The organism is Rhodococcus sp. NPDC057529, from assembly GCF_042802055.1.
In the GTDB taxonomy this organism is placed as follows: domain Bacteria; phylum Actinomycetota; class Actinomycetes; order Mycobacteriales; family Mycobacteriaceae; genus Rhodococcus_F.
Genome location: NZ_JBHVEY010000002.1, coordinates 538,447 through 560,463, shown reverse-complemented (window position 1 = coordinate 560,463; position 22,017 = coordinate 538,447). Strand labels below are relative to the sequence as shown.

At 68.0% G+C, this 22,017-nt stretch carries 21 protein-coding genes; 11 read left to right on the top strand and 10 right to left on the bottom strand.

Annotated features, from left to right (window positions below; translation table 11 throughout):
- Positions 1-11: 11 nt before the first annotated feature.
- Positions 12-1,127, bottom strand: coding sequence for a transglycosylase family protein (locus ACFU5V_RS05665; protein ID WP_378438359.1), 1,116 nt, complete (start codon positions 1,125-1,127; stop codon positions 12-14).
- 240 nt (positions 1,128-1,367) lie between these two features.
- On the opposite strand from ACFU5V_RS05665, the gene ACFU5V_RS05660 reads away from it, so the two are divergent.
- Both ACFU5V_RS05660 and ACFU5V_RS05655 read left to right on the top strand, forming a co-directional pair.
- Positions 1,368-2,837 (top strand): amino acid ABC transporter substrate-binding protein/permease, encoded by a 1,470-nt coding sequence (locus ACFU5V_RS05660; protein ID WP_378438361.1) that lies wholly within the window; start codon positions 1,368-1,370, stop codon positions 2,835-2,837.
- The gene (locus ACFU5V_RS05655) at positions 2,834-3,604 is read left to right on the top strand and encodes an amino acid ABC transporter ATP-binding protein (protein ID WP_378438363.1); all 771 of its coding nucleotides are present in this window, start codon (positions 2,834-2,836) and stop codon (positions 3,602-3,604) included. The genes ACFU5V_RS05660 and ACFU5V_RS05655 overlap by 4 nt, the downstream gene beginning before the upstream one ends.
- A gap of 50 nt (positions 3,605-3,654) precedes the next feature.
- Here ACFU5V_RS05655 and ACFU5V_RS05650 read toward each other — a convergent pair whose 3' ends face one another.
- Entirely contained in the window at positions 3,655-4,095 is a 441-nt protein-coding gene (locus tag ACFU5V_RS05650) for a DoxX family protein (protein ID WP_378438365.1), read from the bottom strand.
- A gap of 138 nt (positions 4,096-4,233) precedes the next feature.
- Positions 4,234-5,076, bottom strand: a complete 843-nt coding sequence (locus ACFU5V_RS05645; protein WP_378438367.1) for a TatD family hydrolase — start codon at positions 5,074-5,076, stop codon at positions 4,234-4,236.
- Between the two features lie 74 nt (positions 5,077-5,150).
- Between ACFU5V_RS05645 and ACFU5V_RS05640 the strand changes: the two genes are divergently transcribed.
- The 3 genes from ACFU5V_RS05640 (at position 5,151) to ACFU5V_RS05630 (ending at position 8,902) form a co-directional block, all read left to right on the top strand.
- The gene (locus ACFU5V_RS05640; RefSeq protein ID WP_378697479.1) at positions 5,151-6,005 is read left to right on the top strand and encodes an SDR family oxidoreductase; all 855 of its coding nucleotides are present in this window, start codon (positions 5,151-5,153) and stop codon (positions 6,003-6,005) included.
- Positions 6,006-6,058: 53 nt separating this feature from the next.
- Entirely contained in the window at positions 6,059-7,618 is a 1,560-nt protein-coding gene (gene metG, locus ACFU5V_RS05635) for a methionine--tRNA ligase (RefSeq protein ID WP_378697477.1), read from the top strand.
- A 108-nt stretch (positions 7,619-7,726) separates the two neighbouring features.
- The gene (locus ACFU5V_RS05630; protein WP_378697475.1) at positions 7,727-8,902 is read left to right on the top strand and encodes a DUF2786 domain-containing protein; all 1,176 of its coding nucleotides are present in this window, start codon (positions 7,727-7,729) and stop codon (positions 8,900-8,902) included.
- Between the two features lie 14 nt (positions 8,903-8,916).
- On the opposite strand, the gene rsmI is transcribed toward ACFU5V_RS05630, so the two are convergent.
- Entirely contained in the window at positions 8,917-9,747 is an 831-nt protein-coding gene (gene rsmI / locus ACFU5V_RS05625; RefSeq protein WP_378697473.1) for a 16S rRNA (cytidine(1402)-2'-O)-methyltransferase, read from the bottom strand.
- Positions 9,748-9,821: 74 nt separating this feature from the next.
- Between rsmI and ACFU5V_RS05620 the strand changes: the two genes are divergently transcribed.
- Positions 9,822-11,330 (top strand): dolichyl-phosphate-mannose--protein mannosyltransferase, encoded by a 1,509-nt coding sequence (locus ACFU5V_RS05620; protein ID WP_378438377.1) that lies wholly within the window; start codon positions 9,822-9,824, stop codon positions 11,328-11,330.
- Positions 11,331-11,392: 62 nt separating this feature from the next.
- Here ACFU5V_RS05620 and ACFU5V_RS05615 read toward each other — a convergent pair whose 3' ends face one another.
- The 4 genes from ACFU5V_RS05615 to ACFU5V_RS05600 all read right to left on the bottom strand — a co-directional run bounded on the left by ACFU5V_RS05615 (position 11,393) and on the right by ACFU5V_RS05600 (position 14,727).
- Complete coding sequence (locus ACFU5V_RS05615; RefSeq protein ID WP_378441937.1) at positions 11,393-13,024, bottom strand: BCCT family transporter; 1,632 nt, start codon at positions 13,022-13,024, stop codon at positions 11,393-11,395.
- A 90-nt stretch (positions 13,025-13,114) separates the two neighbouring features.
- Positions 13,115-13,546, bottom strand: coding sequence for a DoxX family protein (locus tag ACFU5V_RS05610; RefSeq protein ID WP_378697471.1), 432 nt, complete (start codon positions 13,544-13,546; stop codon positions 13,115-13,117).
- A 64-nt stretch (positions 13,547-13,610) separates the two neighbouring features.
- The gene (locus tag ACFU5V_RS05605) at positions 13,611-13,985 is read right to left on the bottom strand and encodes a GntR family transcriptional regulator (protein ID WP_015889460.1); all 375 of its coding nucleotides are present in this window, start codon (positions 13,983-13,985) and stop codon (positions 13,611-13,613) included.
- A gap of 58 nt (positions 13,986-14,043) precedes the next feature.
- Positions 14,044-14,727 carry an NAD(P)H-binding protein gene (locus ACFU5V_RS05600; RefSeq protein ID WP_378697469.1) on the bottom strand — a complete coding sequence of 228 codons (684 nt, stop codon included), beginning with the start codon at positions 14,725-14,727 and terminating at the stop codon, positions 14,044-14,046.
- A gap of 97 nt (positions 14,728-14,824) precedes the next feature.
- Between ACFU5V_RS05600 and arsC the strand changes: the two genes are divergently transcribed.
- Positions 14,825-15,172: an arsenate reductase (glutaredoxin) gene (gene arsC / locus ACFU5V_RS05595; protein WP_378441935.1), complete on the top strand. Its 348-nt coding sequence runs from the start codon at positions 14,825-14,827 to the stop codon at positions 15,170-15,172.
- A gap of 68 nt (positions 15,173-15,240) precedes the next feature.
- Here arsC and arcA read toward each other — a convergent pair whose 3' ends face one another.
- Positions 15,241-16,458 (bottom strand): arginine deiminase, encoded by a 1,218-nt coding sequence (gene arcA, locus ACFU5V_RS05590; RefSeq protein WP_378436693.1) that lies wholly within the window; start codon positions 16,456-16,458, stop codon positions 15,241-15,243.
- A 107-nt stretch (positions 16,459-16,565) separates the two neighbouring features.
- Here arcA and ACFU5V_RS05585 point away from each other — a divergent pair, with 107 nt between their 5' ends.
- Entirely contained in the window at positions 16,566-17,096 is a 531-nt protein-coding gene (locus ACFU5V_RS05585) for an FABP family protein (RefSeq protein WP_378697467.1), read from the top strand.
- Between the two features lie 42 nt (positions 17,097-17,138).
- Positions 17,139-17,618: a redox-sensitive transcriptional activator SoxR gene (gene soxR / locus ACFU5V_RS05580; protein WP_378436697.1), complete on the top strand. Its 480-nt coding sequence runs from the start codon at positions 17,139-17,141 to the stop codon at positions 17,616-17,618.
- 3 nt (positions 17,619-17,621) lie between these two features.
- Here the strand turns inward: soxR and ACFU5V_RS05575 are convergent, their stop codons facing one another.
- Complete coding sequence (locus ACFU5V_RS05575; RefSeq protein WP_378697465.1) at positions 17,622-18,116, bottom strand: DUF2505 domain-containing protein; 495 nt, start codon at positions 18,114-18,116, stop codon at positions 17,622-17,624.
- 169 nt (positions 18,117-18,285) lie between these two features.
- Between ACFU5V_RS05575 and ACFU5V_RS05570 the strand changes: the two genes are divergently transcribed.
- A complete protein-coding gene (locus tag ACFU5V_RS05570; RefSeq protein WP_378436701.1) occupies positions 18,286-19,740 on the top strand; it encodes a wax ester/triacylglycerol synthase domain-containing protein in 1,455 nt (484 codons plus the stop codon).
- Between the two features lie 17 nt (positions 19,741-19,757).
- Positions 19,758-22,016 carry a glycerol-3-phosphate 1-O-acyltransferase gene (locus ACFU5V_RS05565; RefSeq protein WP_378697463.1) on the top strand — a complete coding sequence of 753 codons (2,259 nt, stop codon included), beginning with the start codon at positions 19,758-19,760 and terminating at the stop codon, positions 22,014-22,016.
- Position 22,017: the final 1 nt, after the last annotated feature.

Here is a 22,017-nt window from a genome sequence, read left to right as displayed (position 1 = left end):
ACTTCCGATCGTCAGCGGAGTCCGAGCTTGCTGGTGCAGGCGGGCCAGGCGCCCCAGCCCTGTGCCGCCTGGACCTTCTCGGCGACGGAGATCTGCTGTTCGCGGGACGCGAGGTCGGCGCGGGCGGCGTACTGGGTTCCGCCGAACGCCTCCCAGGTGCTCTGGGTGAATTGCAGTCCGCCGAAGAATCCGTTGCCGGTGTTGATGGCCCAGTTGCCGGTGGCCTCGCAGTGCGCGATCGAGTCCCAGGTGGCGGCGTTGGAGATGGCGAGTTCCTTCACACCGACCTTGACGAGCGCGGGTGCGGGCTCGCGGAGCACCTGCGAGCTGAGCTCCTGGCGTCCGGCCTCCACACCGTTGACCGTCTTCACGGAGGCGGTGACGGTGCGCTCGCCGGGAACGCCGGAGTTCTCGACGACGGTCTTGCCCTTGTCGAGCGCGGGATCGTCGACGCGGTTCTCGGGAGGCGCGATGGGCAGCGTCTCGGTGCGGGTCTCGGTGCGGTCGCGGGTCACGTGGATCTCGGCGCCTTCGACGACGGGGGCGTCGGCGGGCGGGACGACGGTGTCGGCCTGCTCGAGCGGGGCGCCGTTGGCGGCGAGGAGTTCGCCGACGGTGGGGGCGGCGAGGCGGACGTCGGTGAGCGGTGCGCCGCCGTCGGCGACCTTGACGAGCTTGGCGTTGACGACCTCGAGCGACGTGCCCTCGAGCGGCAGGCGCTCGGAGCGGGATGCCGAGACGTGGACGTCGTCGGCGAGTTCGAACTGCTTCAGCGCGTCGTCGACGGTGAGCGCGGTGGTCCACACCGTCTTGGGCTGACCGTCGACGGTGAGGTCGATCTCGCGGGCCCGCCGCAACACGACGGTGTCGCCGTCGGAGAGCGATGCGTCGGCCGCGGGAGCGACTGCGTCACGCTCGCTGACGGTGTATCCGGCGTCGTCGAGCGCACCGCTGACGTCGGACGCCATCGTGCCGAGCGACATGGTCTCGCCGTCGACGTCGAGCGTGACGGTCTTGTGCCGCGCCACTGCCAACGCTCCGCCCACGACGAGCGTCGCGAGCAGTGCCGCGACGACGACATAGAGAAGGGGCGATTTGGCGGTGTTGATTCTGGCGAAAGGCGACACGTGAGATCCCAAGGCTGGCGGACGTTTGATCACGGTACGGTAACGAATCGGCGATGGTCTGGCAACTTTGCCGCTACGACCTGCGTCCTAGATCACGAAAAGGTTGAGATCGGGGACAGTTTTCGCTTTGCCGTGATCAATCGCTTCTGGTCCGGACCACCCTCGAAACGCAGTATCTTGCGACATGCACCAAGAAGCCCGGAAGCGACCGGGCATTACCGACAAGAAAGCTGGGGTTCCGTGCGCAGCAGATCCGATCGACTTCTGAGACTCGTCAGACGTCCGAGAGTGCCCGCGGTGATCGCCGCGCTGACGCTGCTCGTCACGCTCGTCGCGCCCGGTGTCGCCGGCGCGCAGCAGCCCGCTCCGGGCAACGACTACACCATCGCCACCGACATCACGTTCGCCCCGTTCGAGTTCCAGGACGAGAGCGGCAAGCTCGTCGGCATCGATATGGACCTTCTCGCCGCCATCGCCGAGGACCAGGGATTCACCTACCGGGTCAACGCCGTCGGATTCGACGCCGCACTGCAGGCGGTCACGGGCGGCCAGGCCAACGGCATGATCGCCGGCATGTCGATCACCGACGCCCGCAAGGCGACGTTCGACTTCTCCGACCCGTACTTCGAATCGGGTGTGCAGATGGGCGTGCTCGAGTCCGACGACTCGATCACGTCGTACGAAGACCTGCGCGGCAAGTCCGTCGCCGTCAAGAACGGCACCGAGGGCGCCACGTACGCGGAGTCCATCAAGGACCAGTACGGTTTCACCACCAAATACTTCGCCGACTCGTCGAGCATGTTCGACGAGGTCCGCACGGGTAACTCGGTGGCCGTGTTCGAGGATTACCCCGTCCTCGCGTACGGCATCAAGCAGGGCAACGGGTTCAAGACCGTCACCGACAAGGTCCCCGGCGCCAGCTACGGGTTCGCCGTCGCGAAGGGCCAGAACGCGCAGCTCCTCCAGGAGTTCAACACCGGTCTCGCCAACGTGAAGGCGAGCGGCGAGTACGACGAGATCCTCGACACCTACCTCAACGCCGACGCCTCCGACGACGACAATTCGATCCTCGGCCTGATCAAGAGCACCTACCCGCTGCTGCTCGAGGGGCTGTGGCTGACGATCGTGCTGACCGTGGTCTCGATCGCCATCGCGCTCGTGCTCGGCGCGATCTTCGGCCTGTTCCGGGTGTCGACCAACATCGTCCTGCGCGGCATCGGCACCACGTACGTGGACGTGTTCCGCGGCACCCCACTGCTGGTGCAGGCCTTCTTCATCTACTTCGGCATCCCGGCGGCACTGGACTTCCAGATGTCGGCGTTCACCGCGGGCATCATCACGCTGAGCCTCAACGCAGGCGCCTACATGGCCGAGATCGTGCGCGGCGGCATCCTGTCCGTCGACAAGGGTCAGATGGAAGCGTCCCGGAGTCTCGGCATCAGCTACCTGAAGTCGATGCAGAAGGTCGTGATGCCGCAGGCCGTGCGGACGATGATCCCGTCGTACATCAACCAGTTCGTGATCACACTGAAGGACACGTCGATCCTGTCCGTGATCGGGCTCGCCGAGCTCACTCAGACGGGGCGGATCATCATCGCCCGCAACTTCCAGTCCTTCAACATGTGGCTGATCATCGGCGCGATGTATTTCATCATCATCATGGCGCTGACGAAGCTGTCGAACCGGCTCGAGAAGAGGATCAACAAGTGACCGAGACACCGGCGACGGAGAACAAGGCCGAGGCCGCCGACCCGAAGATCCGGGTGAAGGGCCTGAAGAAGTCGTTCGGCGACAACGAGGTGCTCAAGGGCATCGACGTCGACATCGCGAGCGGCGAGGTGGTGTGCGTGATCGGGCCCTCCGGGTCCGGCAAGAGCACGTTCCTGCGCTGCCTCAACCGGCTCGAGGACATCACCGGCGGCAACGTCGTCGTCGACGGCTTCGACGTGAGCAACCCCAAGATCGACATCGACCGGGTGCGCCAGCACATCGGGATGGTGTTCCAGCACTTCAACCTGTTCCCGCACATGACGGCCATCGAGAACGTGATGCTCGCACCCGTGCAGACCAAGCGGGCCTCCAAGGAGGAGGCGAGGGCGACGGCCGTGCGGTTGCTCGAGCAGGTCGGGCTGGCGGAGAAGGCGGACGCGAAGCCGGCGAATCTGTCGGGTGGGCAGAAGCAGCGCGTCGCGATCGCACGGGCCCTGGCGATGAGCCCGGACATCATGTTGTTCGACGAGGCCACCAGCGCGCTGGACCCCGAGATGGTGGGCGAGGTGCTGCAGGTTCTGCGCGACCTCGCGAAGGGCGGCATGACGATGGTCGTGGTCACGCACGAGATGGGCTTCGCCCGCGAGGTGTCCGACCGGGTGATCTTCATGGCCGACGGGTACGTGGTGGAGGAGGGAACTCCGGAGCAGATCTTCGGCGACCCGCAGCAGTCCCGCACCCAGGACTTCCTGAACAAGGTCCTCTGACACGTGAGTGGCGAAGCGTGCCGGGGCACACTTCGCCACTCACCTGGGGGTCAGACGGTGGCGGGTTCCTTCGCGGCCCACGGCAGCTTGTCGCCGAGCAGTCCATCGACACCGAAGCGGCCCGATCCGACGACGGCGAGCAGCAGCGATCCGACGCCGAGCGCCAGCACCAGTTCATAGCCGCCCTCGCTCGCGAAGATGCCCTTGTCGATGTGCGCGATGAAGAATGCGCCGACCATGTCGAGGAACAGCAGGACGCCGAAGACCGGGACTGCCGCGCCGACGATGAGCGCGAGGCCGCCGATGACCTCGAGCCAGGTCACGACGAACGCCGAGACGCCGGGGAGCGGAACTCCCATGGCCTCGAAGCCGGCGGTCTGGCCGGCGTGGCCGTTGGTGAACGCCTTCTGCCAGCCGTGAGCCAGGAAGATCACGCCGATGCCCACGCGGGCGACGAGGATGCCCAGGCTTCGGACTGCGGGGTTGTTCATGGATGCGCCTTTCATCGAGGTGTCCCCGCGCGACCGGGACGACCATTGGTTGAACAGGCAACGATCCTAAGTTCTCTAAGTTGAAACTTCAACTTAAGGCCTGCGGCCCCGTGCGCGCCCGACGAGTCCAGGGACTCGCTACCCACTCACGGGCCGGAGGCCGTACACGCGCTCGGCGGTCGCGGTGGACGCCTTCGCCAGGTCGTCCGGGTCCTCGCCGCGGATCTCCGCGAGCGCCCGGACCGTGTAGGGCAGGCAGTACGGCTCGTTGGGAGCGCCTCGGAACGGGTGCGGGGTGAGGAACGGCGCATCCGTCTCGACGATCAGCTGATCCGACGGCACCAGCGGCGCCGCCTCCCGCAGCGCCTTCGCGTTCGTGAAGCTGACGGTGCCGGAGAAGCTGAGGACGTAACCGGCGTCGATACATTCGCGCGCCATCTCGGCGTCCGAGGAGAAGCAGTGGAAGATCACCGTCTCCGGCGCCCCCTCCTCCCGCAGCACCTGCAGCAGCGCCTGGTCGGCCTCCCGGTTGTGGATCATCAGCGTCTTGCCGAGCCGCTTCGCGAGGTCGATGTGCCAGCGGAAGCCCTCGGTCTGCTCGACGACGGTGGCGCAGCCGTCGAGTTTCCCGGGCCAGTAGAAGTCGAGTCCCGTCTCCCCCACCGCGACCACCCGGGGATCACCGGCGAGCCGCTCGATCTCCGCCCTGGTCGCGTCGTCGAGCACGTTCGCCCGGGTCGGGTGGATCGCGACGGCCGCATAGACGCGGGGATCCCAGTGCGCGGCGTCGACGGCGAACTGCGCGGCCGCCAGGTCGTCGGCCACCGTGACCACCCGCTCCACCCCGACCGCGGCCGCCCGGTCGACGATCGCCGTGACACTCGCCGCGTCCGACGCCCCGCACGCGTCGAGGTGGGTGTGCGAGTCGACGAGCGGGAACAGCGGCGTAGGGGCTTCCGGGGCGGGACGGTCTTTGCTCATGCGGACATTGTCGACGCCGCCGCCGCACGTGTCACATGCGGTACTTTTCACCCGACGGGGAGGGAGCCGTGTCCATGACTTCGAGCTCGATGAACGGCCGCGTGATCGCGGTGACCGGCGGTGCGAGGGGAATCGGGAAGGAAATCGCCCGACAGCTGGCGGTCGCAGGCGCGCGGGTCGCGATCGGCGACGTCGCCGGCGCCGCGGCCCGGCGCACGGCGGACGAACTCGGCCGGGCGGGCGGGACGGTGGAGGGCCTCGAACTGGATGTCACCGACACCGGGTCGTTCACGGCCTTCCTCGCGGCCGTCGAGGATCACTGGGGCGCGCTCGACGTGCTCGTCAACAATGCGGGCGTCATGTGGGTCGGGAGCTTCGACGAGGAACCCGAGTCCGCGACGGACCGGCAGCAGGCGGTGAACCTGCACGGGGTCATCCGGGGAGTGCGCCTGGCAGCCCCGGCGATGCGTGAGCGGGGCCGCGGCCAGATCGTCACGGTGGCGTCGGCGGCGTCGAAGGTCGCACCGCCCGGCGAGTCTACGTACGCCGCCACCAAGCACGGGGTTCTCGGCTACCTGACCGGGGTCCGCGAGGAACTGCGCGGGTCGGGTGTGCAGATCTCGGTGATCATGCCCGGGGTCGTGGACACCGAACTCGCGGCCGGGACGGCGACGGGCGCAGCGAAACTGCTGTCGCCGGCCGACGTCGCGAAGGCGGTGGTCGCGGTCATCCGGCGGCCCCGGTTCGAAGTGACCATCCCGTGGTACGTCGGACCGCTGGTCCGGCTGGTCACCGTGTTTCCCCAGTTCGCCCGCGACTTCGCGGTCCGGCGGATGGTTCCCGACCAGGTGCGGTCCACGGACAAGTCGGCCCGCGCAGCGTACGAGTCGCGCACCGTCACCGGCGAGGACGGCGCCGGCCCGGGCTAGATCCCGAATCTGCGCGTCACGAAACGGCGGCGCGCAGATAGAGTGGTCGCACCATGAATGCTGCTGATTCCACCGCCTCGCGGCCACCTTTCTATCTGACGACGGCGATCGCGTACCCGAACGGCGTGCCGCACATCGGCCACGCCTACGAGTACATCTCCTCCGACGCCCTCGCACGGTTCAAGCGCCTGGACGGGTTCGACGTCTTCTTCATGACGGGAACCGACGAGCACGGTCTGAAGATGCAGCAGACCGCGGCCAAGGAGGGCATCGACGTCCGCGAGCTCGCCGCGCGGAACTCGGATGTGTTCGAGGCGATGGACAAGACGCTGAACATCTCCTTCGACCGGTTCATCCGCACGACGGATGCCGACCACGAAGAGGCCAGCAAGGCGATCTGGCAGAAGATGCTCGACAACGGCGACATCTACCTCGACACGTACTCGGGCTGGTACTCGGTCCGCGACGAGGCGTTCTACACCGAGGCCGAGACCACGCTGCAGGAGGACGGTTCGCGCCTGTCCACTGAGACGGGCACCCCGGTCGAGTGGACGGAGGAGTCCACGTACTTCTTCAAGCTGTCCGAGTACCAGGACAAGCTGCTGGCTCTCTACGACGAGAACCCCGACTTCATCGCGCCCGCGACGCGGCGCAACGAGATCGTCAGCTTCGTCAAGGGCGGCCTGAAGGATCTGTCGATCTCTCGGACGACGTTCGACTGGGGCGTTCCGGTTCCCGATCATCCCGAACACGTCATGTACGTGTGGGTGGACGCGCTCACCAACTATCTGACCGGTGCCGGATACCCGGCCACGGACTCCGAGCAGTTCGGCAAGTTCTGGCCGGCGAATCTGCACATCATCGGCAAGGACATCACCCGGTTCCACACCGTGTACTGGCCGGCGTTCCTGATGTCGGCGGGAATCGAGTTGCCGGAGCGGGTCTTCGTGCACGGGTTCCTCTACAACAAGGGCGAGAAGATGTCGAAGTCGGTCGGCAACGTCGTCGACCCGGTCGCCATGGTGGCGCAGTACGGTCTCGACGCCGTGCGCTTCTTCCTGCTCCGCGAGATCTCCTACGGCCAGGACGGTAGCTACAGCCACGAGGCCATCGTCACCCGGATCAACGCCGACCTGGCGAACGAGCTCGGCAACCTCGCCCAGCGTTCGCTTTCGATGGTCGCGAAGAACTGCGACGCGCAGGTCCCGACGCCGGGCGAGCTGACCGAGGACGACACGGCGATGCTCGCGCAGGCCGATGCGCTGCTGGAGCGGGTGCGCGCCGAGTACGACGTCCAGGCACTGCATCTCGCGCTGGAGGCGATCTGGTCGGTCCTCGGCGAGACCAACCGGTACTTCTCCAAGCAGGAGCCCTGGGTGCTGCGGAAGACGGACCCGGAGCGGATGGCGACGGTGCTGTACGTGACGCTCGAGGTGGTCCGGATCGTGGGCGTTCTCGTGCAGCCGGTGATGCCGGACGCCGCGGAGAAGATCCTGGACCTGCTGGGCCAGAAGAGCGACGCGCGGCAGTTCAGCGACCTTCCGGCGCGCATCGTGGCGGGCACCCCGCTGCCCGCACCGTCGGGCGTGTTCCCGCGCTACGTGGAGGACTGATTCACGCGGGGTCCACATCTTGTCGGACCCTGCGTGCACACTCTCCGCATGACGCCGAATAGAACATACATTCGATCTCATCACGGTGGATTCGGGAACGGAGCGCGCGTGTTCGACGACGAAGTGAGTCCCCAGGCCGCCGCGGCAGTCCACACCCTGATGGGTGAGTTGTCGGCCGCGTACGAGCGTGGGTGGCAGCCCGCCGACGTCGTGCATCTGGCGCGGAGATCGAAGGAGCCGGCCGACGCGGCACTGGCGGCGGCCGTGGTGCTGCACGAGGCGGAGCGCACGCGGGCCGCGCACCGGGCGCCGCGGGACTGGGTGGAGCAACTGCGCACCATCGGCGAGCAGTACCCGGGCGCGTCCCACCTGGCGGCGCGGGTTCCGGTCGACGGTCCCGACGTTCGGGCGCTGGCCGCCGGGCTGTTGTTCGAAGACCCGTACCACTCCGTCTACCAGCTCACCGACCTGTCGCTGACGTGGACGAATCTGCCCGGCTGGACGGTGCTCACTCCCCCGCCGTCGACGTGGCCGATCGTCCGGGTCGCCGACCCGTCCGCGGCGATGCCGGGCGAGGCGGAGGCCGACGCGAAGGTGCTCAACAGGATTCGCGGACTCCTCGCGAAGGCCGAGGCCACCGACTTCGCGGAGGAGGCGGAGATCTTCACCGCGAAGGCGCAGGAGTTGATGACGCGCTACGCGATCAACGCGGCCCTCCTCCACACCCAGAACGGGGTGGGCAACACCGCGGTGCACAGTCGCCGCATCCACCTGGAAAACCCGTACGTCAAGGAGAAGGTGCACCTTCTCACCGAGATCGGCGACTCCAACCGGGTGCGCACCGTGTGGTTCAGCTCCCTCGCCATCGCGACCGTGGTCGGCACCCCCCTCGACCTCCAGCAGGTCGACATGCTCTTCACCTCGCTGCTGGTGCAGGCTACGCGCGCAATGCAATTCGCAGATGCCGACAGTCGCAGCGGTTCGCGCACCACGTCGTTCCGGAAGGGTTTCCTGGCGGGCTTCGCCAGCCGCATCGGGCAGCGGTTGCGTGACGCCGACAGCCGGGCCACGGCCGACGCCGCCGACGAGGCGTCGATTCCCGTCGCGGATCTGCTGCCGATCCTGGCCACCAAGTCCGAGGCCGTCGACGCCGAATTCGACCGCCTGTTTCCGCGGACCAAGAAGGCACGTGGCCGGGCCGTCGACGCCAACGGCTGGTACGCCGGGCAGGCGGCCGCCGACGACGCGTCGCTGGCGGCCGGGGAGCGTGCCCTCCGGCGGTAGTGCCCGCCGGACGCCTAGTCCTTCCGGGCCGCCAGCACCGTCTCGTAGAGTTCCCGCTTCGACACGCCGGTGGTGGCGACGAGCGCGCACGCGTCCTTGAGCCGGGTGCCGTCGGCGACCAGTCGCTCCACCTCGTCGACGAGGTCGGCGGGGTCGGATGCGACGAGGGTGGCACCCTCCACCACGACGGTGATCTCACCGCGGACGCCCTCGGCGGCCCACTCGGCGAGTTCGGCGAGGGTGCCGCGGCGGACCTCCTCGTACGTCTTGGTCAGCTCGCGGCAGACGGCGGCGCGGCGGGTGCCGCCGAGCACGTCGGCGGCGTCCGCCAGGCAGTCGGCGAGCCGGTGCGGGGCCTCGAAGAACACGCAGGCGCGTTGCTCGGTGACCAGGGCCTGCAACCACGTCTTGCGCTGACCCTGCTTGCGGGGCGGGAAACCGTCGAAGCAGAACCGTTCGACGGGCAGCCCGGACAACGCGAGCGCCGTCGTCACCGCCGACGGTCCGGGCAGGCACGTCACCGCCAGATCCTCGGCCACGCACGCCGACACCAGCCGGTACCCGGGGTCGCTGACCGACGGCATGCCGGCGTCGGTGACGAGGAGAACGGTCTTGCCGGACGCGACGTCGGCGACGAGTGCGGGCAGCCGGGCCGTCTCGACCTGGTCGTAGAAGCTCACGACCTTGCCGGTGATCGTCACGTCGAGCGCGGAGGCGAGGGCCTTGGTGCGGCGGGTGTCCTCGGCGGCGACGACGTCGGCCGTCGCGAGCGCCGTACGCAGCCTCGGCGAGGCGTCACCCACGTCCCCCATCGGTGTTGCGGCGAGCACTAGGCGACCAGTCATGACCCACAGCCTACGATTGCGGCGTGACGATGCTGACGGACGAGCGACCGACGCCCTCCGCACGACAGCCGTCCATGGTCGGACCGGCGCCGCTCGTGCCGCCTCCCGACTTCGGTCCCGTCGACCGCGCCCGCGGCTGGGTGGTGACCCTGTTCGTCACGGCGATCGCGGCGATCACCCGGTTCACGATGCTCGGGTACCCGACCGACGCGGGCACTCCCGTGTTCGACGAGAAGCACTACGCGCCGCAGGGCTGGCAGGTGCTCACCGGCGGCTGGCTCGAGGACAATCCCGGCTACGGGCTGGTGGTGCATCCGCCGATCGGGAAACAGCTGATCGCGATGGGCGAGGCGATCTTCGGCTACAACGGCTGGGGCTGGCGGTTCGCGTCGGCGGTGGCGGGCACGATCATGGTTCTGCTGGTGATCCGGATCGTCCGACGGCTCACGCGGTCCACCCTGCTCGGCGGTCTCGCCGGGATCCTGCTGGTCGCGGACGGGGTGACATTCGTCTCGTCCCGGCTCGGCATGCTCGACATCTTCCTGGCGCTGTTCGCGGTGGCCGCGCTCGGCTGCCTGATCGTGGACCGCGACCAGGTCCGCGAGCGGATGGCCCGGGTGTACGCCGAGGGCCGGATCGGCGACAGCGAGTGGGGTCCGCGGCTCGGTGTGCGCTGGTGGCGGTTCGGCGCCGGGATCATGCTGGGCCTGGCGTGCGGCACCAAATGGTCGGGCGTCTACTTCATCGTGTTCTTCGGGTTGCTCAGCGTCGCCTTCGATGTGGCTGCCCGGCGCGCCTACGGGGTTCGCCGCCCGTGGTTCGGCGCCGGCGTCCGCGATGTCGGTCCCGCGCTGTACGCGCTCGTCGTCGTCCCGCTGTTCGTGTACCTCGCCAGCTACTGGGCGTGGTTCGCCAGCGAGACCGGTGTGGACCGGCATGCCGTGGGCAACGAGATCGGAACGGGCGGCCCGTGGTCGTTCGTGCCGGCAGCGCTGCGGTCGCTGTGGTACTACAGCGGCAACGTCCTCCAGTTCCACGCGGGCCTCACCAACTCGGCGGGCAATCACCATCCGTGGGAGTCGAAGCCGTGGACGTGGCCGATGGGTCTGCGCCCGATGCTGTACTACTTCGCCGAGGGCGATCACGTCACCGGCTGCGGGGCGTCGAGTTGCGTCAAGGCCGTCATGCTCATCGGGACGCCCGCCATGTGGTGGCTGGCACTGCCGATGCTCGGGTGGGCCCTGTGGCGGTCCGTGGTGCGGAAGGACTGGCGGTACGCCACCGTCCTCACCGGCTACGGCGCCGCGTTCCTGCCGTGGCTGACCACCCTGGACCGCCAGATGTACTACTTCTACGCGGTGGCGCTCGCACCGTTCATGGTGATGGGAATCGCGCTCGTGCTGGGCGACGTCCTCGGAAGCGCGCGGGCGTCGTTCGAGCGCCGCACCACCGGCCTGCTCGCCGTCTGCCTCTATGTGGGGCTCGTGGTCGCCAACTTCATCTGGTTGTGGCCGATCCTCACGGCCGTCCCGATCACCCCGGAGACGTGGCAGCATCAACTGTGGCTGCCCAGCTGGCGCTGACACCGTAGACGAGTCGAGCCGCCCGGGTCCGGTGGGACCCGAGCGGCTCGCAGACTGTTTCTCTAGCGGGACGAGATCCGGTCGCGACGACGCTTCGCCGCCGCTCTCCGCATCTCCCTCCGCATTTCCCGGCCGTCGACGATCATCTGGTCGCGGGACAGATCCTTGTACAGCGAGAAGCACAACCCGATCATCACGATGACGAACGGCGCCGCAGCGATGATCGTCATCGTCTGCAGTCCGTCGAGTGCGGTGTCGCCGCCGGTCCACAGGATCAGCGCGGCCACACCACCGGTGAGCACACCCCAGAACACGACCACCCAGCGCTGCGGCTCCAGTGAACCGCGCTGCGACAGGGTTCCCATCACCATCGATGCGGCGTCGGCGCCGGAGACGAAGAAGATTCCCACGAGAATCATCACCAGGACGGTCGTGATGCCGGTGAGCGGCAGGTGGTTGAGCATCCCGAACAGCTGCCCCTCCTGGGTGTCCTGCCCGGCGAGGTCGATTCCGTCACGCTGCTCGTTGATTCCCGCACCACCGAAGATCGCGAACCACACGAGGCTCACGGCGCTCGGCACCACGATCACACCGACCACGAACTGCCGGATGGTGCGGCCGCGGCTGATGCGGGCCAGGAACATGCCGACGAACGGGGTCCAGGAGATCCACCACGCCCAGTAGAAGATGGTCCACGAGGACAGCCATTCGCCGGTCGCCGGATCGGACGACGCCCCGGTGCGGGCCGACATCTGGGCGAGCTGCGCGGCGTAGGCGCCGATCGTCGTGGGCAGCAGGTTGAGGATGAGAACCGTCGGGCCGACGACGAACACGAACAGCGCCAGGACGACGGCGAGCACCATGTTGGTGTTGGAGAGCCACTGGATTCCCTTGGCGACACCCGACACGGCGGAGGCCACGAACGCGAGAGTCAGCAGGGCGACGATCGCGACCAGCAGGAACGTGCTGACCTCCGACATCCACCCGACGACCTGAAATCCGGAACCGATCTGCAGTGCGCCGAGGCCCAGCGAGGCTGCGGTGCCGAACAGTGTCGCGAAGATCGCGAGGACGTCGATGAACTTGCCGATCGGCCCCTCGGCGCGGCGGCCGAGCAGCGGGATGAACGCGGAGCTGAACAGCTGCTTGCGACCCTTGCGGTACGAGCCGTACGCGATCGACAGTCCGACCACCGCGTACATCGCCCACGGGTGCAGGCTCCAGTGGAACATGGTGGTGGCCATCGCCGTTCCGATGCCACCGCTGGAACCCGGAGGGGGTGTCACGTAGTGCGCGAGCGGTTCGGCGACACCGAAGAACATCAGTCCGATGCCCATTCCGGCGCTGAACATCATCGCGATCCAGCTGACGGTCCGGAACTCCGGCTTCTCACCGTCCTTGCCGAGCGGAATCTGTCCGAACTTGCTGAACGCGAGCCACAGTGAGAAGAGGACGAACCCGGACGCCGACAGGACGAACAACCAGCCCATGTCGGTGACCAGCCAGTCGAGCGCCTTACCCGTCGTGGTGTCGAGATTGTCGGGGGCCACGAGCCCCCAGACGACGATTGCCGACACCGCGGCGGCGGCGGCCGAGAACACGACGTGGTCGGTGCGAACACCGACCCGTCTGAGCCCTCCGCCGACGGCCGCGTCAGCGGTGTCGGAACCTTGATCAGGCAGATCAGTATTCATTGCCATGAACAACTACGTTGGTCATTTTCGATGGTAAAAGCAAGCTAGCCCACCGCTTCACACCGAATCGAGACCCACCGAACGGTATCGTTACGCTGCGGTTTTGCCCCATCCCGAGCCTCTTCCGAGGAGCCCGTCGATGCTGAGGCGTCCGGCGCCGATCACGGCGAGAAGCAGCGACCCGACGCCGAGTGCGCCGACGAGTTCGTACCCACCGTTCGCGACGAACACACCCTTGTCCGCGTGCACCAGAATCAGCGCGCCGAGCATGTCGAGGAACAGCAGGATTCCGGCGATCGGTGTGGCGACGCCCACGATGAGAGCAAATCCACCCGCGAGTTCGACAGTGGCGGCCGCAACAGCAGAGATGTCGGGCAGCGGGACGCCCATGTCGGCGAACGACGCCTGGGTGGCCTTCACTCCGTAGTCGAAGAACTTCTGCCAGCCGTGCGCGACGAAGATCACGCCGAGCCCGATCCGGGCGATCAGTAGTGCGAGGTCGCGGAAGAGTGCGGAAGCCATACCGAGCGTCTACCTTTCTGGGTCACACCTTCTGAGGTCACACCTTCTGGATGGGGCGCCGTCCTCAGTCGGCGCCGCGGAGAGCGGACTGCACGAAGCCGAGGATCTCCTCGTCGGACACCCCCAGCTTCCGCAGTTCCTGCACATACCCTGTTGCGGCCTTCTCGGCCCCGGCGCGAATGGGGTCGCCGCCGCTCGCGATGAATGTGCCCTGCTTGCCCCGGGTTTCGATCACACCCTGCTCACCGAGTTCCCGGTACGCCTTGGCGACCGTGTTCGGTGCGAGGCCGACCTCGACGGCGAGCGCACGAACCGTGGGGATCTTCGTTCCCGCGATCAGTTGCCCGCTGCGCACCTGCTCGATGATCTGCAATCGCAACTGGTCGAACGGGGCGGTCGACGAATCGGGGTCGATGTCGATGTCCACGGCCGGCGCCACCTCCGTTGTTCCAGGCGTTGTATCAGACCGTAGTTGCGCGGTTGCGGCGCCGCAATGGTTACAGCGCGGCGACGGCGTCCGCTATCGGCGTCGGACCGGACGTCAGCATGAGCGTCTTCTTCGCCGTGTTCGGGTGGTCCAGGAGCGCCGCGACCACCGCTGCGACGTCGGCACGCGTGACGGTGCCGCGTTCGAGGGGAGGCGCGGTGAGCGTGACGTGCCCCGTCGGGTCGTCGTCGAGGAGGCCGCCCGGACGGAGAATCGTCCAGTCGAGGTGGGTGCGGGCGCGCAGATCCTCCTCGGCGGCTGTCTTCGCGACCAGGTAGGCGGCGAAGACGTCGTCGGTACCCTCGGGGATCGGCTCACCCGCCCCGAACGAGCCGACCTGAACGAATCGCCTCGTGCCCGCCTTCTCGGCGGCGTCCGCGAGCAGGACCGCGGCCCCGCGGTCGACGGTGTCCTTGCGGGCGATTCCGCTGCCCGGGCCGGCACCGGCCGCGAACACTGCGGCGTCCGCACCGACGAGGGTCTTCGCGACGTCGTCCGCGCTCGCCGTCTCCAGATCGATCACCACCGGTTCGGCGCCGAGCGCCTCCACCTCGTGCTCGTGGTCGGGATTGCGGATCAACGCGACCGCACGGTCGCCGCGGGCGGTGAGGATCTTGATGAGGTGACGGGCGATCTTCCCGTGCCCACCCGCGATGACGATGCGCTGCGGCGCTGCGTCCCTGTGCTCGGCCATGGTCGATCTCCCTCTTTCGTCGGCTGTTCACGACTGACTACCCCCGGTTCAGCGCTCGGTGCGGGCGCATTTGTTCCCCGGGTGCAGAATGTCGGATATGGCGAACACCGCGACCATCTACCACAACCAGCGCTGCAACACGTCCCGCACCGTCCTCGGACTGATCCGGGACGCGGGCATCGAACCGACCGTCGTGAAGTACCTCGAGACCCCGCCCTCGCGGGACGGATTGCGCAAACTTCTCGACGACGCCGGCCTGAAGCCGAGCGAGGCGATCCGCAAGAAGGAGGCCGTCTTCAAGGAACTCGGGCTCGCCGAGGCGTCCGAGGACGAACTGCTGGAAGCGATGGTGGACAACCCCATCCTCATCGAGCGACCGATCGTCGTGACGGACAAGGGCACCGTCCTCGCCCGGCCGGCCGAGAAGGTCCGCGACATCCTCTAGGCGCTGCGCGCCCGTGCGTGGTTAGGGAGTCCAGAGACTCGTCAGCCACGCACGGGCGGCGGAGCCGCCTACAGCGGGTCGCGGGCCACCGGGCAGGACATGCAGCGGGGCCCGCCGCGGCCCGAACCGAGCTCGGAACCCGCGATCCGCAGTACCTCGATGCCGGACGCCTCGAGCCGGGCGTTGGTCTCGACGTTCCGTTCGTAGGCGACGACGACGCCGGGTGCGAGTGCGAGCGTGTTGTTTCCGTCGTCCCACTGTTCGCGTTCGGCGGTGACGTTGTCGAGTCCGGTGTCGATGACGCGCAGCTTGCCGATGCCCATGGCCTCGGCGGCGGCGGCGAGGAAGGGGTCGGCGCCGCGGATCGACACACCCTTGTCCTCGCGGTGAATGGTGAACGCCGACAGCGTGTCCTGGATGATCGGGTACATCACGACGGCGTCGTGGTCGACCATCGTGCACACGGTGTCGAGGTGCATCGACGCCCGGGCCTGCGCGATGGGCACCACCAGCACGGTGTGCGCGAGTTCGTCCTCGAACACGCTGCGCGCCAACGCCTCGGCACCGGCGGGTGTGGTGCGCTCCCCCACTCCGACGGCGACGACGCCGGGTGCGAGAAGCAGGACGTCGCCGCCTTCGACGGGGGCCGTGTGGGATTCGTAGGCGCGCCGGGCGCCCCGGAAACGCGGGTGGTGGGCGTAGATGATGTCGGTGAGGGATGTTTCGCGGACGCGGGCGGGCAGTGCCAGCGAGGTGATCGCGACGCGCGGTCCGATCCAGAACGACGAGTCCCGGGTGAACAGCAGGTTGGGCAGCGGGTCGATGACGAAGTCGCCGCCGTGGTGCATGCGGCGGACCAGCGACGCCGTGTTCGCGGCGACGGGCAGTTCGTCGAACGTCATGCCTGCGGTAAGGATGGTGGAGAGTTCGGGGGCCGGGACGCCGCGGAGGTGCGCGGCCAGTTCCTGCGCCAGGGTGTGGCCCAGTTTCCGGGGGTCGACGGCCGCCCCGATGCCGTGGATGCGGGCGGCTCCGCTGGCGCCGAGGGTCTCGGTGAGCAGGTCGGACAGCAGCAGGACCTCGACGTCACGGCTGCGCAGGAGGTCCGCGAACGCGTCGTGTTCCTCCTGTGCGCGGTCGACCCAGGGCAGTCCGTCGAACAGGAGTTGGTCGTTGTTGCGGGGCGTGAGCCGCTTCAGTTCGTCCCCGGGCCGGTGCAGGAGGACGGCACGCAGATGCCCGACTTCGGAGTTGGCCCCCAGCGGTGCAGAACCGGACGCGTTCATGTCTAGACGGTAATGCCGGCGGGCCCGGCAGGCACGCTCAAACGCTCCGCCGCCGACCGTGTCCCTCGGCCCCGCAGGCGAGTACCGTGAAGCGGCGGAGGTATCTCATGGACGAGAACTCGACTCTCTCGCCGGCGCACACGGATGCGACGGCGAGTTCGTCTGCGACCACACCACCGCTTCCGTCCGTGCCGCCGGCCCTGGCGCCGTTCGCCGGTCTGTGGCGCGGCGAGGGCGAGGGCGCGTATCCGACGATCGAGGACTTCACGTACACCGAGGAGATCGAATTCGCCCCCAGCGGTAAACCGTTCCTGGCGTATCGGTCTCGAACGCGGGAGGCGGGCACCGGGCGGCCGTTGCACTCGGAGTCCGGGTATCTGCGGCTCGTCGCCGAGGACGAGGCGGAACTGCTCGTGGCCCAGCCGACCGGATTCACCGAGATCCACCGCGGTCAGATCCGGGACGGGATCATCGAGTTGTCGATGGTGGCGCTCAGCGCGTCCCCGGACGCCAAACCGGTGCACAGCATCCGGCGGCAGTTGTCGGTGCGCGGCGGCGACCTCACGTACGACCTGTGGATGGCGCACGACCTGACTCCGCTCACACACCATCTCCACGGTCATCTCCGCCGCGACTGACCTCGAGTATTGTTCAGGTAACCCGGGGAAAGGTTACCTGTCGTGGAGATGCCCGAATGGAGAGCGAAGGAACTGACGCCGGGACAGCTGTCCGAGCGCAGCGGCGTGGCAGTGTCGGCGCTGCACTTCTACGAGCGCGAGGGGCTGATCACCAGCAGACGGACGTCCGGCAATCAGCGTCGCTATCGCCGGGACACGCTGCGGCGGGTCGCGTTCATCCGCATCGCCCAACGGGTCGGAATTCCGCTGGCGGAGATCCGGGACGCCCTCGCGACGCTCCCCGAGGGCCGCACCCCGAACCGGAAGGACTGGGAGAAGTTGTCGACGCGATGGCACGCGGATCTGGACCAGCGGATCGAGCAGTTGATCCGGCTCCGCGACAACCTGACCGGCTGCATCGGCTGCGGGTGCCTGTCGCTGGGCAGTTGCGCGATCGTCAACAGCCACGACCGGCTGGGCACGGCGGGACCGGGCGCCCGCACGCTGGACGTGGAACTGGACGGCCCCGCGCCGGGGGTGTGAGCGTCAGCTGTCGCCGAGCCACTTCTCGATCGCGTCGCGGTCCTGCCCGACCATGTCGCCGATCAGCTTCCTCACGAGGGATTCGATCTGTCCCCCGACGAGCGGAATCTTGACCTGCACCGATCCGGACACGTCGAGGAAGGTGACGTCGCCCGACGCGCGGAGCACCGACGTGCAGTCGATCTTCACGGGGATCCCGGTGGAACTGCCGCTGATCCGGCCCTCGGCGTGGTCGCCGTCGAGTGCGCCCCATTCGTCGGCCCGCTCGACCTTCAGTTCACCGGTGACGACCTTGCGCACCAGCCCGGGGAGGGAGGACGCGCCGATGGTGTCGCGCATCGTCGCCGTCAGCGTGCCGGGGCCGCGGCTGTCGTCGAGGGTGAGCTTCTCCGGCGCCTCCTCGAACCGGTGCTGCCAGAACGCCCGGTCCGTCACCGTCGCGTGCACACGGTCGATCGGGTACGCGATCTGTTCGGAGTAGTCGAAGCTTTTCGCCATGACGGCAGCCTACGACAACTCCGTGAGCGGCGAAGGAGTCCAGGGACTCGTCAAACGCGCACGGGCGGGGACCGCGAATCCGCCGGAACCAGGGACGCGATCTGCGGGGCGGGTCCACACTGGAAAAGCAGCAGCTGAGGGCAACTCGAGCAACCGAATGAGGGTGGGCATGGCCGACGGCGAACCTCTGATACCACCGAGTGCCGTCGACGTGGATTTCTCCGACGTCGCCTGGGGAGCGGACCGCACGATGTCCGACTTCGAGACCGGGATGTGGCGGATGGAGGAGGTGCAGCCGAAGCTGCGCTCGCCGATCGTCGCGGTCGACGTCCTCGACAAGCCGCCGGACTGGGAGCGGCTCGTGCGCGCCCACGAATGGGCGTCGCACATGGTGCCGCGCATCCGGATGCGGGTGGTGGAGCCGACGTTGCGGCTGGGCAACCCCATGTGGTCGGTGGACCCCGAGTTCGATCTCGACTATCACCTGTCTCGGGTGCGGCTGCCGGAGCCCGCGACGTTCGACCACGCACTGCGAATGTGCAGGCACATGGCGACCGAGCCGTTCGACCGCGCCCGGCCACCGTGGAGCGCGATGCTCATCGAGGGGCTCGACGACGGGCGCGCCGTGTACGTGGTGAAGACGCACCACAGCATCACGGACGGTCTCGGCGGCATCCAGTTGATGACGCTGCTGCACAGCAGGCGCCCCGAACCGTCGCCGGACAAACCGGATCGGCCCGCGCCGTTGCCGGAGCAGATGTCGGGTGGCGGCGCCCTGTTCGAGCAGGCGCTCGACAACGTGCGCAGCGCCCCCGGCCGTCTCGGCGGCCTGATCCGCGGCGCGGTGCGGACGGCGATGACGGTGGTCGGCGACCCGGTGGGCAGTGTCACGGAGGTCGCCGGTTACGCGAACTCGATCCGCAGGGTGGTGACCCCTCCCCCGACCACGGGTTCGGACCTGCTGCGCGACCGGGGGCTCGGACGCTGGTTCGGCGTGCTCGAGGTGAGTGTCGACGAATTGCGTTCCGCCGCCCACGTCGCGGGCGGGTCGCTGAACGACGCGTATGTGGCGGCACTGCTGGGCGGGTTCCGCCGGTATCACGAATCGTTCGGCCACGACCTCGAGACGATTCCGGTGGGGATGCCGGTGAGTATGCGTTCGGCGTCGGATCCCACCGGGGGCAACCGGTTCGCGGCGGCCCGGTTCGCCGGACCGGTCGGAGAACGCGACCCGATCGCCCGGATCGAGAAGGTACGCGCGATCATTCTGGGGTTGCGCCAGGAACCGGCGCTCGGTCTGCTCGATTCCGCCGCCCCGATCCTGGTCCGGATCCCGACGGTGGTGCTGGCCAACTGGTACCTCTCGCAGTCGACGGGCCTCGATCTGCAGGCCAGCAACGTCGCAGGCGTGCCCGTGCCCGTGTATCTGGCGGGTGCCCGGATCGAGCGGATGTTCCCGTTCGGTCCCGCCCCCGGCTGCGCGGTCATGGCAACCCTGGTCTCCCACGTCGGCACGTGTTGCATCGGTGTCAATCTCGACACGGCCGCCGTGACGGCACCGGCGCGGTTCATGTCGTGCCTGCAGGAGAGTCTCGACGAGATCGTCGAACTCGGCCGCGGGTGAAAGGAAAGGCTGGCGCGATGGACGAGCAGACGACACGGCCACAGGTCTACCTCATCGAGACGATGAGCGAGATGGAGGACGACGTTCTCCGCACGTGGCTGGAGCGGCAGGCGAACGACTCCGGTCAGCCGCCGCCCACCGTCCGCGTCACCGATCAGGCCCTCGCCGATCTGGCACGGCGCAAGGACGATCCGCTGCTCACCCCGCTGCGGGTGGTGTGGCTGCCGAAGGAGACGCATCCGGACGGCGCGCAGCGATTGCGGGAGACGCTGTCGCTGCGCGATCCGCTGCACCCCGGCCAGAACACGCAGCGCCGGGTGATGCGCGACGACCCGGCCCGGTGCCAGGTTCTGGAGGGCGACCCGGCCCCGCTCAGCGACCTCGAACGCCGGCTCGCCGAGAACGGCGGGGGGTCGCTTCCGGATTTCATCCGCCGCCAAGCGGCGCTGACCCTGGAGCGGGCCGAGCGCACGGTGCTGGGCACGCAGTACAAGGTGTCGAGGTTCGTCGTCGACGAGATCACCGACGCCAGCCGGTACCACGACGGCACGCACGAACTGTCGGCCCAGTTGAATCTCCCGGTCGCCGAGGTGGATCGCCGGGCCCGCGGGGCGCTCGACGAGATGGTCGCAGCCCAGAGCCGGCGGGCCATCGCTCTGTGGGATCAGTTGGGCCGCTACTTCTCCCGCGCATACCGCCTCGACGTCGACACCACCCGGCTCGACGACCTGCGGGAGCTGAACAAGGAACATTCCCTGGTGTTCCTGCCCAGCCACCGCTCGTACCTCGACCCGCTGGTGCTGCGGCCGGCGCTGCTCGCGAACGACCTTCCGCTCAATCACGTGATGGGCGGGCTGAACATCAATTTCTGGCCGATCGGGCCGATCGGCAAGCGCAGCGGCACCGTGTTCATTCGCCGCAAGATCGAGGGCGACGAGATCTACAAGTGGACGCTCCGCGAGTACATGCGCTATCTGCTCACGAAGCGGTTCAACCTCGAGTGGTACATCGAGGGCGGGCGCAGCCGCACCGGCAAGCTGCGGCCGCCGCGGTTCGGCCTGCTCAACTATCTTGCGAAAGCGTTCCGGGACAGCGGGATGTCCGACGTGTACCTCGTCCCGGTGTCGCTGACCTACGACCAGCTGTACGAGGTCGGGGCGATGGCGGCGGAGGCGCACGGCCAGGCGAAGAGCAAGGAAAGTCTGCGCTGGCTCTTCGGATACGTTCGGGCGCAGGGTCAGCGGCACGGCGTCGCGCACGTCAACGTCGGCAGGCCGATGTCGCTGGCGGACTACCTCGCCCAGGAGGACGACCTGCGGCTGGCGGTGCAGAAGACGGCGTTCGAGGTGTGTCACCGCATCAACGAGGTCACCCCCGTCACGGCGTCCTCACTCGTGATGCTCGCGTTCCTCGGCATCGAGGATCGGGCGCTCACCGTCGCCGAGGTCGGTGCCATTCTCGGACCCCTCGTCGACTACATCACGGCGCGCTCGCTGCCGACCGCGGGCGACGTGGATCTGACGGATCCGCAGGTGATCCGCAAGGCCGTGCGCACGCATCTCGACTCCGGGGTCCTGAAGAGTTTCGATCAGGGCACCGAGCGGGTGTTCTACCTCGGGCGCGATCAGCATCTCGTGGCAGCGTTCTACCGCAACAACACCATTCACTTCCTCGTGATGCGGGCGATCGCGGAAATGGTGCTGCGCGCCGCCGTCGATCAGCAGTTCACCGACCCGCTCGAAGACGGATGGAATGCGGCGCTGCGCATCCGCGACCTCCTCAAGTTCGAATTCTTCTTCAGCGAGAAGGACAGCTTCCGGAAGGAACTGCGAGCCGAACTGGACCTGATCGACCCGGCATGGCAGTCGAACCTGGGCGACCCTCAACATGCGGCGAACCTGTTGTCCGGGATGCGCATTCACCTGGCGCACCGGGTGCTGCAGCCGTTCCTGGAGGCGTACGCGGTGGTCGCGAGTCAGCTGCTGCGCACTCCTGTGGACCGGAAGTTCGACGAGAAAGCATTCATGACGGCGTGCCTCGCGCTCGCCGAGCAGCGACGACTGCGGCAGCAGATCGGGAGCAGCGAGTCGATTTCGGCCGAACTCTTCACGACCGCGCTCAAGCTGGCGCGGAACCGGGGACTGGTCGAACCGAACGCCGAGAACATGGCGGCCCGGCGGGTCGAGTTCGAGGCCGAACTCCAGACCTTGATCGACCAGGTGCTCCGCATCCGGGCCATCGCGCACGAGAATCTGGACCAGATGGGTGGTAGGTGAG